Source organism: Armatimonadota bacterium (assembly GCA_031459715.1).
Lineage (GTDB): Bacteria > Sysuimicrobiota > Sysuimicrobiia > Sysuimicrobiales > Humicultoraceae > Humicultor > Humicultor tengchongensis.
In genome coordinates this window covers 70855-87452 of record JAVKIA010000002.1, presented here as the reverse complement: position 1 = coordinate 87452, position 16598 = coordinate 70855, and the positions used below count along the sequence as shown (strand labels likewise).

Genomic DNA, 16598 nt, shown 5'->3' with positions numbered 1-16598 from the left:
ATGGGAATAGTTCTAACGGGTGGTGCGCATACAGTGGCCGTGCGGTTTCCGCAGCACCCCTGCGCAGGGTGTTTCAACTGCCTGCCCGATGCCACCGGCGGCCGGCCGCGCCTACCATGGTCCCGGAGATACATCTTGCGAGGACGGTGGGCCGATGTCTGACGCAGTCGCGGCCGGCGGCTCGGAGTTTGTAGCGGAGCCGGCACTGGCAAATCTGCTGGCGACTCCTGAGGGGCGGCGGATCCTCACCTGCATTCAGTGCGGTGTCTGCGCGGGGACCTGCCCCCACGGGGAGGTGATGGACTACCCGCCGCGGCGGATCATCGGACTGCTGCGCGCGGGGATGCTGGAGGAGGCGCTCTCCAGTGACAGCATGCTCACCTGCGTCGCCTGCTACGCCTGCATGGCCAAGTGCCCCCGAGGCATCCGTCTGACCGAGGTCCTCCTGCCCCTGGTCAAAGAGGAGGTCTTCCTCCGCCTACCCGACGTGCCGACGGAGCTGCGGCGGGCCCTGGACAACACCCTGCGTTACGGCAACCCTATGGGCCTCCCGCCGCGGCGCCGGGGCGAATGGACGAAGGGTGCGGAGGTACCTGTGCGCATCCTGGCGGAGACGCCGCGACCGGTGGACGTCCTCTGGTTCGTGGAGTGCTACCCCTCCTACACGCCGCGCGGGCAGGAGGTCAGCCGCGCCACCGCCAGGGTCTTCCACGCCCTGGGCGTGGACTTCGCCATCCTGGCCCACGAAGAGAAGTGCGCCGGGGAGTGCTCCCGGCTGGTGGGCGAAGCGGGCCTCTTCGGTACCCTCACTGACTACAACATGGCCGTACTGCAGAAGTACCGTTTTGACCGTCTGGTCACCGGGGACCCGCACGCCTACGACGCCTTCAAGTATCAATACCCCGCCTTGGGCTTTGCCTTCCCAGTGGAACACACGGTCCCCTTCCTGGTGCGGCACCTGGAGCGCCTCCGGCCGTTGCTGAGACGACGCCTGGGATATGCCGTAACGTATCACGACTCCTGCTGTCTGGGCCGGCACAACGGCTACTACGACGAGCCACGGCAGCTCCTGACGGCGATCCCCGGGATACGACTCCTGGAGATGGCACACAACCGGGTAAACACGGTCTGCTGCGGCGGGGGCGGTGGAGGCATGTGGCTGGACGCCTACTACAAGGCCAAGGGCTACGAGCGGCTGTCGGAGCGGCGGGTGCAGGAGGCGGTGGCCACCGGTGCGGACGTGCTGGCCGTCTCCTGCCCCTACGAGGTCGCCCGCTTCGAGGACGCGCTGAAGGTGCTGGGCTACGAGAAGCGGATGGTCGTGCGCGATGTGGTGGAACTGCTGGCCGAAGCCCTGGTCAGCTAGCCGGCGTGACGCGGCTTGATCTGCCGCAGGAGGAGCGGTAGGGCGACGACGCACGTGAGTACGGTGCATCAGCTTTTCCGCCAGGCGAGCGCACGGCCTGTGCTGCCCGCGGTGCGGCGCTGGCTGGCACCGGCCGTCCGGCGACGGCTGTCCATCGGCGCCAAGCTGGTCTTCAGCTACCTGCTGATCATCTTCATCGCCGTAATCGTCTTCATGGTGGTGGGGACGCAGCTGGTTGGCCGGCTGATCCTCTCCGAGGCGCAGACCTCGGTCACCAACGCCCTGAACACGGCGCGGGAGCTCCTCTATGGCCGCCTGAACAACGTGCACGCCGTGGTCCGGCTGACCGCGGACCGCTTCTTCCTCAGGAGCGCTCTGGAGAGGGGGAAAATCGAGGAGGCGGCGGCGGAGCTGGCCCGCGTCGCCCGCAGCGAGGGGCTGGACTTCCTCACGGTGACCGACGCCGCCGGCAGGGTTCTGCTGCGAACCAGCAATCCGGGGGTGGCTGGCGACTACCGCAACCACGACCCGCTGCTGGCCGCGGCACGGGCGCGGAAGGTGCCGGTGGCTGCGGTGAGCGTCATACCCGGGACCGACCTGCGACTGGAGTCGCCGCTCCTGGCGGACCGGGCCTACATCCGTTTCGTTCCCACGCCCAGGGCGCGGCCGCGCCCGGAGACCGAGGAAACCGCCGGCATGGTGCTGGAGACAGTGGCGCCCGTCCTGGATGGGCGCGGCGGGCTGATCGGCTTTCTCTACGGCGGCGTGCTGCTGAACCGCAACTACGAGATCGTGGACAGGGTGAAGGAGACCGTCTTCCAGGGGTTGCGCTACGGCGGGCGGGACGTGGGCACCGCCACCATCTTCCTTGACGACCTGCGTATCGCCACCAACGTGCCCAATGCTGACGGCAGCCGTGCCGTGGGCACCCGTGTCGCCTCGGACGTCTACCGCCGGGTGGTAGAGCAGGGACAGCGCTGGACCAGCCGGGCCTTCGTGGTGAACAACTGGTACATCGCAGCCTACGAGCCCATCCGTGCCCTGGATGACCGAATCATCGGGATCCTCTACGTGGGCGTGCTGGAGGGGAAGTACGTGGCTATCCGGCGGCGGACCATTGCCGCCTTCCTGGCCATCAGCCTGATGGGCGGGATTCTCTCCATGGTCGTCTCCTACTACATCTCTCGCCGTGTCTCCGCCGGGATCGCCCGGATGACTCACGCCGCGCAGGAGATGGCCCGGGGGAAGCTGGATGTGCGTGTGTTCCTACGCACCAACGATGAGCTGCAGGAGCTGGCGGAGGCCTTCAATGCTATGGCCGCCTCCCTGCAGCAGCGCGATGCGCAGTTGCGGGAGTACGCCCAGAGCCGCATCCGCGAGTCCGAGCGGCTGGCCATCACCGGGCAGCTGGCCGCCGGGGTGGCGCATGAGCTGAACAACCCCCTTCAGGGGATCCTGGCCTACGCGCACATGCTGCTGGAGAAGGTCCCGTCGGATGACCCGCTGCGGCCGGCGCTGCAGAAGATCGCCGTCCAGGCCGACCGCAGCCGGGAGATCATCCAGGGGCTGCTGGACTTTGCCCGACCGCGCCCGCCGCAGGTGCGACCGGCCAACGTTAACAGCATCCTCCAGGAATGCCTGGGCCTGGTGGAGCACCAGGCGATGTTCCACAACATCCGGGTCATCCGCAACTTGCAGCCAGGCCTGCCGTCGGTGATGGCGGACCCCGCCCAGATGCAGCAGGTGTTCATGAACATCATCGTAAACGCCGCGGAGGCCATGGACGGGACCGGCACCTTGATCGCCACCACGTCCTACGACCCTGTGGCCCGGATGATCCACATCGCCATCAGCGACACCGGGCGCGGCATCCGCCCCGAGGACCTGGAGCGGATCTTCGACCCGTTCTTCAGCACCAAGCCCTCAGGCCGGGGGATCGGGCTGGGGCTGGCTATCAGCTACCGCATCGTCCAGGAACACCGGGGTGCCATCAACGTGCAGAGCGAGGTGGGCAGGGGAACCACCTTCACGGTGAGCCTGCCCGCCGCCGGACAGGAGGCGTAGCGGTGGAGGTCACCGGGCGCATCCTCATCGTGGACGACGAGGAGATCGTTCTGGATTCCTGCAGCGAGATCCTCCGCGCCGCCGGCTACGCCGTGGCCACAGCCTCCGACGGGGCGCAGGGACTGCGGCAGGTGGAAGAGTTTCGCCCCGACCTGGTCTACCTGGACCTGAAGATGCCGGGGATGTCGGGGATGGAGGTACTGGAGCGCATCCGCGCCGCCGATCCCTCCGTGGTCACCATCGTCGTCACCGGCTACGCCACGCTGGCCTCAGCTGTGGAGGCCATGCAGCGGGGGGCCTACGACTTCGTGCCCAAGCCCTTCACCCCGGAGGAGCTGCGACTGATCACCCGCCGCGGCCTGGAGCGAAGGCGGCTGGTGCAGGAGACGATGGCCCTGCGTCGAGAGCAGGAGATGCTGCGGGAGCACTTCGCCGCCATCATCGCCCATGAGGTGAAGTCCCCTCTGGCGGCGGTTCAGCAGAGCCTCTATCTGCTGGCGGCAGAGCTGCGGGAAGCCCTGACCGAGGCGCAACGGGAGCGGCTGGCCCGCCTGCAGGCGCGCCTGGCCGACCTCCTGCAGATGGTGGATACCTGGCTTCGGGCGATCTCCGTGGACCTGCGTGGCATCCGGGAACGCTTCCGGCCCACGGCCGTGGCAGACCTGGTGGCCCGGGCGGTGGAGGCGGTACAGCCCTTCGCCCGACGCAAGGATCTGCAGATCGGCACGGCTCTCCCCGAAGGGTTGCCTCCGGTGGTCGGGGACGAAGTGACCCTGGTGCAGGCGCTGGTCAACCTCCTGCACAACGCGGTCAAGTACTCCTACCCCGGTGGCAGCATCACCGTGGCGGCGCGGGTCGAGGGGGAGCAGGTACACATCGGCGTCAGCGACCAGGGCGTGGGTATTCCCCCCGACGAGCTCCCTCACATCTTCGGCGCCTTCTACCGCGGGCGGGCCGGGATGGCCGGGGAGGTGGGTGCGGGGCTGGGGCTGGCGGTGACGCGCAAGATCGTGGAGGCGCACGGCGGGGTGATCACGGCGGAGAGCACGCCGGGGAAGGGCAGCACCTTCACCGTGGCTCTGCCCGTAGCCGGGCAGGCGGGGCAGGTGGCGGTGGGGCTGGACCGGCCCGCGGCATCACTGGAGGGTGCGGCATGAAGGAGAAGGCCAGGCTGCTGATCATCGACGACGACCCGGAATTCGTGGATGCAATCCGCGGGGTGCTTGAGGGGGCGGGGTACGAGGTGGAGGCCGCCTACAATCCCCGAAGCGGGTTTGAGACGTTGAAGCGCCGTCCCCCCGACCTGCTTCTGCTGGACATCCTCATGGGCCGGGGAGCGGAAGGGGTGATGCTGGCGCGGAAGATGCGCAAGGACCCCCAGCTTTCCCGGATTCCCACCCTGATCATCACCGGCATCCGGGAGCAGATCGCCTTCCTGTTCCCGGGACAGGCGGTCCACCCGCACATCCTCCCTGTGGACGAGCTGATGGAGAAGCCCGTGGACCCGGAGCTGCTTCTGGATCGGGTGCGGGCGCTGCTGCAGGCAGCCGCCGCCCGGCGGGAGGCGGGGTAGGAAGCGAGCATGGCCCGGGCGCTGACCTTCGAGCAGGAGATCGCCAACCTCTTCTACGTCATGGACAGCAATCCGGTGCAGGCGTGCATCCAGTGTGGGCTCTGCTCCGGGACCTGCCCGGCGGTGGCCTTCATGCAGCATTCTCCCCGGGCGATCATTGCCATGATTCGGGCCGGGCAGAAGACGGCAGTCCTGGCCAGCAACGCCTACTGGGCCTGCGCCTCCTGCTACGCCTGCAGCGTGAAGTGTCCCCAGGGGATCGACGTGGCGGCGATGATGTACGGGCTGAAGCGCTACGCCCTCTGGCGCAACCACTACCGCCGGGTCCCCCCGGGCGCGGACTTTTCCCGCCGCTTCGTCCGCCTGATCACCCGCTACGGCCGCTCCTACGAGCCCGCTCTGGCCGCTCCCTACCTCCTGCGGCGCGGCCTGCGCGACCTGCTGGACGAAGTGCGCACGGCGCTGGGGCTGCTGCGGCGGGGGCGGCTGCCCCTGCTGCCGCGGCGCATCAGGCGCGTGGACCGGTTGCGGCGGGTGATCGGACAGATCCTGCCGGCAGGAGGGCTGGCATGAGGGCCTACAGCTACTACCCCGGGTGCTCCCTGGAACGAATGGCCGCGTCCTATCACCGCTCGGCGATGGAGACGGCGCGGGCGCTGGGGGTGGAGCTGCGCGAACTGGAGGACTGGAACTGCTGCGGGGCCACGGCTTACTTCCACATCGACGAGCTGCTGGCCACCACCCTCTCCGCACGCAACCTGGCCCTGGCGGAGCAGCAGGGGCTGGACGTGGTCACGCCCTGCAGCGGCTGCTACAAGAACATGTACTTCGCCCGGGAGCACCTGCGACAGGACCCCGACCTGGCGGAGCACGTGAACACGGCCCTGGCCGAGGACGGGCTGCAGTTCCGGGGGACCGTGCACGTGCGTCACCTGCTGGAGGTCCTGGTGCAGGAGGTGGGCCTGACAGAGATCCGCAGGCGCGTCACCCGGCCGCTTGCCGGCCTGCGTGTCGCCCCATACTACGGTTGCCAGATCCTGCGGCCGCACAAGCCCGGGGCGAGAGAAGAGGCACCTCGCTTCTTCGAGGATCTCCTGACCGCCATCGGCGCCACCCCGGTAGAGTTCCCCCTGCGGGACCGCTGCTGCGGGGGCTCGCTGATCGTCACCCACCGGCCCGCGGCTCTAAGCATGGTTTACGCCCTGCTGCAGGACGCGGCAGACCACGACGCGGAGGTGGTGGCCACCGCCTGCCCCCTGTGCCAGGTGAACCTGGAGTGCTACCAGCGGCAGGTCAATCGGACCTTCGGCACCGGCTTCCGCCTGCCCGTCCTCTACTTCACGCAACTGGTGGGGCTGGCGCTGGGGATCCCGCCGCAGCGGCTGGGCGTGGGCACGGAGCTGGTTTCCCCGGCCCCGGTGCTGGCAAAGGTGGCGGGATGATGGCCGGAGGGGTGAGGAGGCAGGTGGCATGGTGAAGGTGCTGGTGCTGCTCAAGCTGGTCCCGGACGTGGTGGAAGAGCCGGAGATCGCTGCGGACGGACGGTCGCTGGATCCGAGCTCGGTGCGTCTGGTGGTCAGCGAGCGGGACGAGCATGCCCTGGAGGAGGCGCTTCTGCTCAAGGAGCGCTACGGGGGGACCGTCACCGCCGTGGCCCTGGACGTTCCCGAGGTGGACGACGTCCTCTTCACCGCCCTGGCCAAGGGCGCGGACCGGGCGGTGAAGGTCTCCGGGGTGGAGCCGGGGATGAGCACCTGGGCAGCCGCTGCGGCCCTGGCCAGGACCCTGCGCGTAACGCCGGGGCTGCTGCCCGCGGACCTCATCCTCACCGGCGTACAGGCTATCGACGACCTGGACGGCCAGACCGGTCCTGTGGTGGCCCGGCTGCTGGAGCTGCCCTATGTCAGCATGGTTTCCCGGGTGGAGGTTGACCCGGCCGGGCATGAGGCCGTCGTGGCGCGCGAGTACGCCGGAGGCGTCACCGGCACCTTCGAGGTGCGGCTGCCGGTGGTCCTGGGCGTTCAGTCCGCCGAGAAGCCGCCGCGCTACGTGCCGGTAGCCAGGGTGCGCGCGGCCATGAAGGCTCAGCGCCTGGAGGTGCTGCCGGCGGCGGTAGAGGAGGAGCCGGCGCATCTGGAGGTGCTCCAGTTGAGCAAGCCGCAGGTTGGCGGTGGCGCCGTGATGCTGGAAGGGTCGCCCGAGGAGGTCGCCGCACAGATCTGCGACCTCCTGCGAGAACGCGGGCTGGTCTGAGGCGGTGAGGCAGATGGCCGGGGACATCTGGGTGCTGGTGGAACAGTGGCGGGGCCAGGTCACCGACGTGACGTACGAGGTGCTGGCGCTTGGTCGCGAACTCGCCACAGCCACGGGCGGAAGTCTTCAGGCAGTCTTGCTGGGGCCCGGCGTTGCCGAGGTGCCTCCCTCGTTGGGAGCCGCCGACGGCGTTCTGGTCGCCGAGAACACCGCGCTGGGGGAACCAGAACCGGATCTCTATGCTCTGGTCCTGGCGCAGGTCATTCCCCGGCGCCAGCCGGAGGCGCTGCTGATCCCCCAGACGAACGCCCTGATGGGGTGTGGACCGCTACTGGCGGCGCGACTGGGATTGTCCTGCATCAATTCCTGCCGGGACGTCCACCTGGACCAGGGGCGACTCCTGGCCCGCTGTCTGCTCTACGGCGGAAAGGTCGAGGCAGCCGTGGTCCCAGAAAGGACGCCTGTTGTGCTGGGGATCCTGCCTGGAGCTCGCCCCCGGGAGCAGGGGCGGATTGATCGCACGCCTCCATGCGCGGCGGTCTCCGTCGACCTCCCGGCAACGCCGCCGGTCCAGTTCCGCGGCTACACCGAGCCGCCGCCCGGTGATGTAGACATCACCCGGGAGGACGTTCTGGTGGCCGTGGGACGAGGGATTCAGCGCCAGGAGAACGTGGCCCTGGCAGAAGAGCTGGCCGCAGCGCTGGGGGGTGCCGTCTGTGGGTCGCGGCCCGTGGTCGACCAGGGCTGGCTGCCCGCATCCCGCCAGGTCGGCACCTCCGGGATGATCGTGGAGCCCCAGATGTATCTGGCCCTTGGCATCAGCGGAGCGCCGGAACACGTGGAGGGGATGAAGCGCGCCAGGCTGATCATTGCCATCAACACCGATCCGCGGGCCCCCATCTTCGGAGTCGCGCACTACGGGGTGACGGCCGACCTGTTTGACATTGTGCCGCTCCTGATCGACCGGATAAGGGCCGCACGGCAGAAGGCGGCGAGCTGATGACGGACGCGGAGCTTATCGGACGCCCGGTGTTCTTCCTGCTGCCTGCCTGGCTGGTGGTGGTCTTCTACCTCCTGAGTGCCGGGGCACTCGGTCTGTTCTTCCGTGGCGTCTACTTTAAGGTGCGCAAGTACCTCCGCGGCCGGCGGCAGCCTGAAGAGCGGCTGACCTGGAGACGACTGGGCTCTGCGGTCCTGTCGATCCTGGGGAACCGGACGGTCCTGCAGGGAAATCTGTACCCGGGGCTGGCGCATCTGGCCGTTTTCTGGGGATTTGCTGCGCTGTTCGTCGCCACCCTCCTGGTGCTGGTAGACAACGACCTGCTCAAGCCGCTGGCTCCCCAGTGGAGGTTCCTCTCCGGGGCGTTCTACCTGGGCTTCTCTCTCGCCGCAGACCTCTTTGGCCTGGCATTGCTTGGCGGTCTGGTAATGTTTGCCCTGCGCCGCTGGGTGTTTCCTCCACCCCAGTTGAGGTACAGGTCCTCGGCGGATACGCCGTATTCGCCCCGGTCACTGGTGCGTGAGGACTGGCTGTTCCTCTTGTTGCTGCTCTCTGTGGGCCTGGGCGGGTTCGTGGTGGAAGCGCTGCGCATCAGCACCACACAGCCGGCCTTCGAACGAGTGTCGTTTGCCGGGTGGGGCCTGGCACAGGTGCTGCTCGGGGTAGGCTTGGCCCCGGAAGCCGCGCGGTTGGCCTTTCCCTACGCCTGGTCGGCACACGCGCTGATGGCCCTGGTGTTTGTTGCCTACATCCCCTACGGCAAGGCCTGGCACATGGTGGCCGGGTGGTTCAGCCTGGCCCTGGGAGGGAATGCCCCTCCCGGGACGGTCCGCGCACCCATCCTCGGCGAGGCACCTTCGTACACCCGGCTGGAAGACTTCAGCCGCGGTGAGCTGCTCATGCTGGACGCCTGCACCCGGTGCGGTCGGTGTCATGCCGCCTGCCCGGCGGCGGGGAGCGGGTTTCCTCTGTCCCCGAGAGACTTCATGCTCGCGCTGCGCGGGCTGGCCGATCGACTGGCCTCTCCTGCTGCGGGCAGACCGGCGACGCCGGCGGTTGCCCCGGCCAATCCTGGCCCTCCGGTCCCCCCCGGGGTCAGCCTGGTTCCGGTGGACTGGCTGTGGTCGTGTACCGCCTGCCTGGGCTGCGTCGACCGGTGCCCGGTGGGTGCTTCGCCGTTTGAGCTCATCCTGCAGCTGCGACGCTTCCTGGTGGCGCAGGGCGAAGTGGAAGAGCGCCTGCAGGCGGCTCTGCAGAACCTGTCCCGCTACGGCAACTCCATGGGGCAGCCCTCCCGCGCCCGCACCCGCTGGACGCAGGGGCTGGGCTTCTCCCTCAAAGATGCACGGAAGGAGGCAGCCGACTACCTGTGGTTCCTCGGCGACTACGCCTCCTACGACCCGCGGGTGCAGCCGGCCACCCGGGCGGCGGCCCGGGTCTTCCACCGCGCCGGCCTGGACGTGGCCATCCTTTACGAGGAGGAGCGCAACGCCGGCACTGACGCGCGTCGTGCCGGCGAGGAGGGCCTTTTCGAGATGCTGCGGGAGAAGAACCTGCAGGCGCTGGCCAGGGCGCGTTTCCGCCGCCTGCTCACCACCGACCCGCACACCTTGCACGCGCTGCGCAACGAGTACGCCCTCGCCGGCGACGGACAGGGCCCTCCGCCCGTGCGCCACCACTCCGAGGTGGTGGAGGAGCTGCTGCGGACAGGTGGCCTTAGGGTGGCCCGGCCGCTGCGGCTGCGTGCCACCTACCACGACCCATGCTACCTGGGACGGGGCAACGGGATCTACGACCCGCCGCGCCGGGTGCTGCGGGCCCTGGGGGTGGAGCTGCGGGAGATGCGACGCAACCGCCGCGGCAGCTACTGCTGCGGTGCCGGCGGGGGGAGGATCTGGATGGAGGAGGTTCCGGGAGTCAGAGAGCGTCCCGCGGAGAGCCGCGTGCGGGAGGCGGCCGCGCTGGGGGTGGACACCCTGGTGGTGGCCTGCCCCAAGGACCGCGTCATGTTTCAGGATGCCCTGAAGACCACCGGATTGGAGGGGAAGCTGACCATCAGGGACGTGGTGGAGCTGGTGGACGAGGCCACAGCTCCCTCGGAGGGATGATGCATATGGCGGAAGGAGTTGGAGGTCCCAACGGCAGACCCCGGATCGGCGTCTACATCTGCCACTGCGGCACCAACATCGCCGGCACCGTGGACGTGCAGGCGCTCTCAGCCTATTCGACCACGCTGCCCGGGGTGGTAGTGGCGCGGGACTACCGCTACATGTGCTCCGACCCCGGCCAGGAGCTCATCGTCAAGGATATCGCCGAGCACCGCCTGCAGCGTGTGGTGGTGGCTTCCTGCTCGCCGCTGCTGCACGAGCACACCTTCCGCGGCGCCGCCGCCCGTGGCGGCCTAAACCCCTTCCAGGTGCAGATGGTGAACATCCGCGAGCACGACTCCTGGGTGCACGAAGACCGGGAGGCGGCCACGGCCAAGGCCGGGGACCTCATCCGGGCGGCCGTGCGCCGTGTGGCCCTGCACCGCCCCCTGGAGCGGCGGCGGGTGACCATCAACCCCGACGTGCTGGTGGTGGGCGGGGGGATAGCCGGGATCCACGCTGCCCTGACCCTGGCCAACGCCGGCAAGCACGTCTACCTGGTGGAGCGGGAGCCCACCATCGGCGGGCACATGGCCATGTTCGACAAGACCTTCCCCACCCTGGACTGCGCGGCCTGCATCCTCACCCCGAAGATGACCGCGGTGAAGGCCCACCCCAACATCACCCTGTGGACCTACTCGGAGGTGACGCAGGTCGGCGGCTATGTGGGGAACTACCAGGTGACCGTGCGCCGCAAGCCGCGCTACGTCAACGAGGACCTCTGCGTGGGCTGTCGGGAGTGCATCGAGGCCTGCGTCTACAAGGAAGGGAAGACGCCTGACGAGTTCAACCTGGGGCTGTCCCGGCGCAAACCCATCTACATGCCCTTCCCTCAGGCCGTGCCTCAGGTGGTGGTCATCGACCGGGAGGCCTGCATCGAGTTCAAGAGCGGGAAGTGCAAGAAGACCTGCGTGGAGGCCTGCGGGGAGCGGGGGGCCATCGACTTCAGCCAGCAGGAGCGTCTGGAGACCATCCGGGTGGGGGCCATCATCCTGGCCACCGGCTTCAAGATCTTCGACGCCCGGCGCATCCCCTACTACGGCTACGGCACCTATCCGCAGGTGTACACGGCGCTGGAGGTGGAGCGGCTGGTAAACGCCGCCGGGCCCACCGGAGGTGAGGTGGTGCTGCGCAATGGCCGGCGGCCGGAGAGCGTGGCCATCATCCACTGCGTGGGCAGCCGGGACGAGAACACCAACCGCTACTGCTCCCGGGTCTGCTGCATGTACTCCCTGAAGCTGGCCCACCTGATCAAGGAGAAGACCCAGGCGGAGGTCTACAACTTCTACATCGACATCCGCGCCCCGGGCAAGAGCTTCGAGGAGTTCTACAACCGAGTGCAGGAGGAGGGCACCCACTTCATCCGGGGGAAGGTGGCCGACCTCTACCCTGGCGGAGATGGGCGGCTGGTGGTGCAGGTGGAGGACACCTTGCTGGGCAAGGTGCGCAAGATCCCCGTGGACATGGTGGTGCTCTCCGTGGGGCTGGAGCCACGCCCGGATGCCCAAGAGGTGCGCCGCCTGTTCAACATCAGCTGCTCCACCGAGGGGTGGTTCCTGGAGCGACACCCCAAGCTGGCCCCGGTGTCCACCTTCACCGACGGGATCTTCCTGGCGGGAGCCTGCCAGGGCCCCAAGGACATCCCCGACAGCGTGGCCCAGGCGGGGGCGGCCGCCGCGGAAGCCCTGGCCCTGATCGACGCCGGGGCGGTGGAGCTGGAGCCCTACACCGCCTACGTGGTGGAGGAGGACTGCTCCGGCTGCAAGACCTGCATCCCCCTGTGTCCCTACAACGCCATCAGCTTTGTGGCCGAGACGAAGAAGGCCCAGATCAACGAGGTGCTGTGCAAGGGGTGCGGGGTCTGTGTCGCCGCCTGCCCTTCGGGGTCCATCAAGCAGAACCTCTTCGAGGACGAGGCCATCTTCGAGGAGATCGAGGGGGTGCTGACCCATGCCTGAGGCAACACACACTACGGAAGGCGGGGCGCGGGCGGCGCCGGAAGGTTTCGAGCCCAGGATCGTCGCCTTTTTCTGCAACTGGTGCACCTACATCGCCGCCGACCTGGCGGGGACCTCCCGGATGAAGTACGCTCCCAACGTGCGGGTCATCCGCACTATGTGCTCGGGGCGGGTCGATCCCCAGTTCGTGCTGGAGGCCTTCGCCCGCGGCGCGGACGGGGTGCTCATCGGCGGCTGCCATCCCGGGGACTGCCACTACCAGGAGGGCAACTACAAGACCCTGCGCCGCTACACGCTCCTGCGCCAGGTGCTGGCCACCCTGGGCATCGAGCCGCAGCGCTTCCGCCTGGAGTGGATCTCGGCCTCGGAGGCGGAGCGGGTGCGGGCGGTGGTCAACGAAATGGTGGAGCAGGTGCGCGCTCTGGGGCCGCTGCGGCTGGAGGTGCCGCAGGAGGTCCCGGTGCCGCGGCAGCGAGAGGAGGTGGCGGCCTGATGGCGGATGCGCCGCAAACGGGCAAGCCCAAGGTGGCCTTCTACTGGTGCGCCTCCTGCGGCGGCTGCGAGGAGGCCGTAGTGGACCTGGCCGAGGCCATCCTGGAGGTGGTGGGCGCGGTGGACATCGCCTTCTGGCCGGTGGCCCTGGACTTCAAGCGCCGGGACGTGGAGGCCATGGAGGACGGATCCCTGGCGGCGTCGTTCATCAACGGGGCGGTGCGCACCACGGAGCAGGCGGAGATGGCGCAGCTGCTGCGGCAGAAGTCGAAGCTGGTGATTGCCTTCGGCGCCTGTGCCCATCTGGGCGGGATTCCCGGGCTGGCCAACCTCTGGGACCGGGAGAGCATCTTCCGCCGGGTCTACCTGGAGTCGCCCAGCACCGACAACCCGGACGGCGTCCTGCCCCAGGTGCGCTACGAGGACGACGGCCGTCCCCTCACCCTCCCCGGCTTCTTCGACACCGTGCGCACCCTGGACCAGGTGGTCCCGGTGGACTACTACCTCCCCGGCTGCCCGCCCACGCCCAACATCATCCTGCAGGCGGTTCGGGCCCTGCTGCGCGGCGAGCTGCCGGCGCGGGGATCGGTCCTCGCCCCCGACCAGGCGCTGTGCGAGGAGTGCCCGCGCAAGGATTCCAAGCCGGAGCGCCTGGGCCTGGTGGAGTTCAAGCGGCCACACCAGGTACTGGTCGACGAGGGGACGTGCCTGCTGGCGCAGGGGCTGCTCTGCCTGGGCCCGGCCACGCGGGCGGGCTGTGGGGCGCTGTGCGTCAAGGGCAACATGCCCTGCTCGGGGTGCTTCGGGCCCACCAGCCGGGTGCGTGACTACGGCGGCAAGGCCCTCTCGGCCCTGGCCTCCATCGTGGCCAGCAACGCCGGGGAGGAGATCGTGCGCATCTTCCAGCAGATCCCGGATCCCACCGGGACGCTGTACCGGTACAGTCTGCCCGCCTCACTGCTGCGCCGCCGGCGGGAGGTCAGGGCGGCTTAGGAGTATGCGGGGAAACAGCGCATAACGGGCCCGGGGTCCCCAGAGTTCGCCTGCGAACTCTGGGGGGCGGGCAAGGCAGGTGGCTGGGATGGCGCAGGAAGAGCAGCAGACAGCTCAGAGGGCGTGGCAGGAGGGAGCGAGGCGGGCCACCGCCGAGTACGTGCGGCGACGCGTCACCATCGACCCCATCACCCGCCTGGAAGGGCACGGGAAGATCGACATCTTCCTGGACGAGCAGGGGCAGGTGGAGCGGGCCTACTTCCAGGTGCCCGAGCTGCGCGGCTTCGAGAAATTTGCCGAGGGGCGGCCGGCGGAGGAGATGCCGCAGATCACCTCCCGCATCTGCGGGGTCTGCCCCACCGCGCACCACATGGCCTCCACCAAGGCCCTGGATGCCCTCTACCAGGTGACCCCCCCGCCGGCAGCGCGGAAGATCCGTGAGCTGGTCTACAGCACCTTCATGACGGAGGACCACGCCCTTCACTTCTACTTCCTGGGCGGCCCCGACTTCGTCGTGGGGCCCACCGCGCCCGCCGCCGAGCGCAACGTCCTGGGAGTGATCGCCCGCGTCGGGCTGGAGGTGGGGCAGAGGGTTATCGCCATGCGCCGACGGCTGCGCGAGCTGATCGCTCTGGTCGGGGGAAAGGCGGTTCACCCGGTGCTGGGGCTGCCGGGCGGGGTGGCCAGGCGCCTCACCCCCCAGGACCAGGCCCGCTTCCAGGAGGTGGCGGGGGAGGCGGTGGAGTTTGCCCGCTTCACCCTGAAGCTGTTCCAGGATGTGGTCCTGAAGAACTCCGACTACGTGGCCCTCATCCGCGACGACGCCTTCACCCACCGCACCTACTACATGGGGCTGGTGGACAATCGCAACCGAGTCAACTTCTACGACGGACGGATTCGCGTGACTTCCCCCGAGGGGAGAGAGCTAACCACGTTCGCCGCGGCCGACTACCTGGACTACGTGGCCGAACACGTGGAGCCGTGGAGCTACGTCAAGTTCTGCTACCTGAAGCCGGTGGGGTGGAAGGGGTTTGTTGACGGGCCCGACAGCGGCATCTACTGCGTCGCCCCCCTGGCCCGGCTGAACGCGGCCGACGGCATGGCCACGCCTCTGGCCCAGGAGGCCTACGAGGAGTTCTACGCCACCCTGGGCGGCAAGCCGGTGCACCACACCCTGGCCAACCACTGGGCGCGGGTGATCGAGCTGCTCTACGCCGCAGAGCGGATGCGGGAGCTGGCCAACGACCCGGAGATCATCGACCCAGTGGTGCGCACCCTGCCCACGGCCACACCGCGTGCGGGAGTGGGCGTGGTGGAGGCGCCGCGGGGGACGCTCTTCCACCACTACGAGACCGATGAGCGAGGGGTGATCCAGCGGGCCAACCTCATCGTGGCCACGCAGAACAACGCTGCGCGCATCGCCATGAGCGTGGAGAAGGCGGCGAAGGGGGTGCTCTCCGGACGGGAGCTCAGCGAGGGGCTGCTGAACATGGTGGAAATGGCCTTCCGTGCCTACGACCCCTGTCACGCCTGCGCCACCCACTCTCTCCCCGGAAGCATGCCGCTGGTGCTGCGGTTGCGCGACCGGCAGGGCAACGTGCTGGGGCTGCTGCGACGGGACCACGACGGCAGGGTGCACCGGACGTGACCGGAGGGGAGGTGGGCAGGTTGAGCATGTATGCCTCTCCGCCAGAGCCGCGGGAGCGTGTGGCCGCCCGGGTCCTGTGCCTGGGCAATCCACTGCTGGCCGATGACGCCCTGGGGGCGGAGGTGGCCGGTGCGCTGGCGGGGCGTCTGCCTCCCGGGACGGAGGTAGTGCAGAACGAGCTGACGGGGTTCGGGCTGCTGGACGACCTCCTGGAGGTCCCGCGCCTGGTGGTCGTGGACACGGTACGCACGGGGACGGGCCCGCCCGGCACAGTGCACCTCATCCGGGAGGATGACCTGCGGTCCGCGCCCGGCCCGTCACCCCACTATGTGGGCCTGCTGGAGATGCTGCACCTGGCCCGCACGCTGGGGTTGCCGGCCCCGCAGGAAGTGGTGGTCCTGGCCGTGGAAGCTTCCGACTGCACCACTATTGGCGGGGCGATGCACCCGGCCCTGCAGGAGGCGGTTTCCCTGGTCGTGGAGCTGGTGGTGGGCATTCTGCAGGATTGGGCCCAGCCGGCGCCCGTCTCCAGATGCACGAGCTGGCTCTGACCGAAGAGCTTCTGGCCGCAGCCCTGGAGGCGGCGCAGCGGGCGGGCGCCTGTGCCATCCGTCGCCTGCACCTGGTGCTCTCCAGCGCCTCGCACATCGAGCCGGAGACGGTGCGCCTGCACTTCGCCCTGGTCAGCCAGGGCACGCCGGCCGAGGGCGCCGAGCTGGTCTTCACCAGGCGATCCGTGGAAAAGACCTGCCGCTACTGTGCCCGCAAGTTCGTGGTGACGGCCGACCTCACCTGCCCCGCCTGCGGCGCGCCGGCCCTGCCCGAGCCCCCGGACCCCGAAATGACCCTGGAAGACATCGAGGTCGACGTGCCCGCGGGTTGATGCCGGCGCTTCACCGGAGCCGCGCGCCGCTCCGGTCCCGCACTGACTCCAGCGGCCACTAGCTGGCCGACCGGATCATTCCTCCGGCCGTGAAATCCTCAAGAACGCGACTGACGACTTCCCGGGAAGTGCCCAGCTCGGGTGCGATCTCCTGGTGGGTCATGCGGACAGGATTTTCCTTCTGCGCCATTTTCAGTCCCATCGATGGGTATAGTACCACC

16 protein-coding genes are annotated in these 16598 nt (G+C 68.8%); 15 read left to right on the top strand and 1 reads right to left on the bottom strand.

What is annotated here, in order from left to right; translation table 11 throughout:
- Nucleotides 1-154 precede the first annotated feature (154 nt).
- The 15 genes from QN152_01440 (at nucleotide 155) to QN152_01370 (ending at nucleotide 16377) form a co-directional block, all read left to right on the top strand.
- Nucleotides 155-1366: a (Fe-S)-binding protein gene (locus tag QN152_01440; protein MDR7538182.1), complete on the top strand. Its 1212-nt coding sequence runs from the start codon at nucleotides 155-157 to the stop codon at nucleotides 1364-1366.
- 54 nt (nucleotides 1367-1420) lie between these two features.
- A complete protein-coding gene (locus QN152_01435) occupies nucleotides 1421-3430 on the top strand; it encodes a cache domain-containing protein (GenBank protein ID MDR7538181.1) in 2010 nt (669 codons plus the stop codon).
- Nucleotides 3431-3432: 2 nt separating this feature from the next.
- A complete protein-coding gene (locus tag QN152_01430; protein ID MDR7538180.1) occupies nucleotides 3433-4587 on the top strand; it encodes a hybrid sensor histidine kinase/response regulator in 1155 nt (384 codons plus the stop codon).
- Nucleotides 4584-5003, top strand: a complete 420-nt coding sequence (locus QN152_01425; GenBank protein ID MDR7538179.1) for a response regulator — start codon at nucleotides 4584-4586, stop codon at nucleotides 5001-5003. Before QN152_01430 ends, QN152_01425 begins: the two co-directional genes overlap by 4 nt.
- Nucleotides 5004-5012: 9 nt before the next feature.
- The gene (locus QN152_01420; protein MDR7538178.1) at nucleotides 5013-5576 is read left to right on the top strand and encodes a 4Fe-4S dicluster domain-containing protein; all 564 of its coding nucleotides are present in this window, start codon (nucleotides 5013-5015) and stop codon (nucleotides 5574-5576) included.
- Nucleotides 5573-6445, top strand: coding sequence for a CoB--CoM heterodisulfide reductase iron-sulfur subunit B family protein (locus QN152_01415; GenBank protein ID MDR7538177.1), 873 nt, complete (start codon nucleotides 5573-5575; stop codon nucleotides 6443-6445). The genes QN152_01420 and QN152_01415 overlap by 4 nt, the downstream gene beginning before the upstream one ends.
- Nucleotides 6446-6473: 28 nt before the next feature.
- Nucleotides 6474-7256, top strand: coding sequence for an electron transfer flavoprotein subunit beta/FixA family protein (locus tag QN152_01410; GenBank protein MDR7538176.1), 783 nt, complete (start codon nucleotides 6474-6476; stop codon nucleotides 7254-7256).
- Between the two features lie 13 nt (nucleotides 7257-7269).
- The gene (locus QN152_01405) at nucleotides 7270-8256 is read left to right on the top strand and encodes an electron transfer flavoprotein subunit alpha/FixB family protein (GenBank protein MDR7538175.1); all 987 of its coding nucleotides are present in this window, start codon (nucleotides 7270-7272) and stop codon (nucleotides 8254-8256) included.
- A complete protein-coding gene (locus QN152_01400; protein MDR7538174.1) occupies nucleotides 8256-10364 on the top strand; it encodes a (Fe-S)-binding protein in 2109 nt (702 codons plus the stop codon). Before QN152_01405 ends, QN152_01400 begins: the two co-directional genes overlap by 1 nt.
- 5 nt (nucleotides 10365-10369) lie before the next feature.
- The gene (locus tag QN152_01395; protein MDR7538173.1) at nucleotides 10370-12361 is read left to right on the top strand and encodes a CoB--CoM heterodisulfide reductase iron-sulfur subunit A family protein; all 1992 of its coding nucleotides are present in this window, start codon (nucleotides 10370-10372) and stop codon (nucleotides 12359-12361) included.
- Complete coding sequence (locus QN152_01390; protein ID MDR7538172.1) at nucleotides 12354-12854, top strand: hydrogenase iron-sulfur subunit; 501 nt, start codon at nucleotides 12354-12356, stop codon at nucleotides 12852-12854. Before QN152_01395 ends, QN152_01390 begins: the two co-directional genes overlap by 8 nt.
- The gene (locus QN152_01385) at nucleotides 12854-13846 is read left to right on the top strand and encodes an oxidoreductase (GenBank protein MDR7538171.1); all 993 of its coding nucleotides are present in this window, start codon (nucleotides 12854-12856) and stop codon (nucleotides 13844-13846) included. Before QN152_01390 ends, QN152_01385 begins: the two co-directional genes overlap by 1 nt.
- Before the next feature lie 160 nt (nucleotides 13847-14006).
- Complete coding sequence (locus tag QN152_01380; protein ID MDR7538170.1) at nucleotides 14007-15494, top strand: Ni/Fe hydrogenase subunit alpha; 1488 nt, start codon at nucleotides 14007-14009, stop codon at nucleotides 15492-15494.
- A complete protein-coding gene (locus QN152_01375; GenBank protein MDR7538169.1) occupies nucleotides 15491-16045 on the top strand; it encodes a hydrogenase maturation protease in 555 nt (184 codons plus the stop codon). The genes QN152_01380 and QN152_01375 overlap by 4 nt, the downstream gene beginning before the upstream one ends.
- Nucleotides 16027-16377, top strand: coding sequence for a hydrogenase/urease maturation nickel metallochaperone HypA (locus QN152_01370; GenBank protein ID MDR7538168.1), 351 nt, complete (start codon nucleotides 16027-16029; stop codon nucleotides 16375-16377). Before QN152_01375 ends, QN152_01370 begins: the two co-directional genes overlap by 19 nt.
- Nucleotides 16378-16435: 58 nt before the next feature.
- Here the strand turns inward: QN152_01370 and QN152_01365 are convergent, their stop codons facing one another.
- Nucleotides 16436-16540 (bottom strand): helix-turn-helix domain-containing protein, encoded by a 105-nt coding sequence (locus QN152_01365; protein ID MDR7538167.1) that lies wholly within the window; start codon nucleotides 16538-16540, stop codon nucleotides 16436-16438.
- Nucleotides 16541-16598 lie beyond the last annotated feature (58 nt).

Coding starts and splice junctions, on each gene's coding strand:
- QN152_01420 (MDR7538178.1), top strand. CDS start 5,013: ATGGCCCGGGCGCTGACCTTCGAGCAGGAGATCGCCAACCTCTTCTAC.
- QN152_01405 (MDR7538175.1), top strand. CDS start 7,270: ATGGCCGGGGACATCTGGGTGCTGGTGGAACAGTGGCGGGGCCAGGTC.
- QN152_01415 (MDR7538177.1), top strand. CDS start 5,573: ATGAGGGCCTACAGCTACTACCCCGGGTGCTCCCTGGAACGAATGGCC.
- QN152_01395 (MDR7538173.1), top strand. CDS start 10,370: ATGGCGGAAGGAGTTGGAGGTCCCAACGGCAGACCCCGGATCGGCGTC.
- QN152_01400 (MDR7538174.1), top strand. CDS start 8,256: ATGACGGACGCGGAGCTTATCGGACGCCCGGTGTTCTTCCTGCTGCCT.
- QN152_01370 (MDR7538168.1), top strand. CDS start 16,027: ATGCACGAGCTGGCTCTGACCGAAGAGCTTCTGGCCGCAGCCCTGGAG.
- QN152_01410 (MDR7538176.1), top strand. CDS start 6,474: ATGGTGAAGGTGCTGGTGCTGCTCAAGCTGGTCCCGGACGTGGTGGAA.
- QN152_01440 (MDR7538182.1), top strand. CDS start 155: ATGTCTGACGCAGTCGCGGCCGGCGGCTCGGAGTTTGTAGCGGAGCCG.
- QN152_01425 (MDR7538179.1), top strand. CDS start 4,584: ATGAAGGAGAAGGCCAGGCTGCTGATCATCGACGACGACCCGGAATTC.
- QN152_01365 (MDR7538167.1), bottom strand. CDS start 16,540: ATGACCCACCAGGAGATCGCACCCGAGCTGGGCACTTCCCGGGAAGTC.
- QN152_01385 (MDR7538171.1), top strand. CDS start 12,854: ATGGCGGATGCGCCGCAAACGGGCAAGCCCAAGGTGGCCTTCTACTGG.
- QN152_01390 (MDR7538172.1), top strand. CDS start 12,354: ATGCCTGAGGCAACACACACTACGGAAGGCGGGGCGCGGGCGGCGCCG.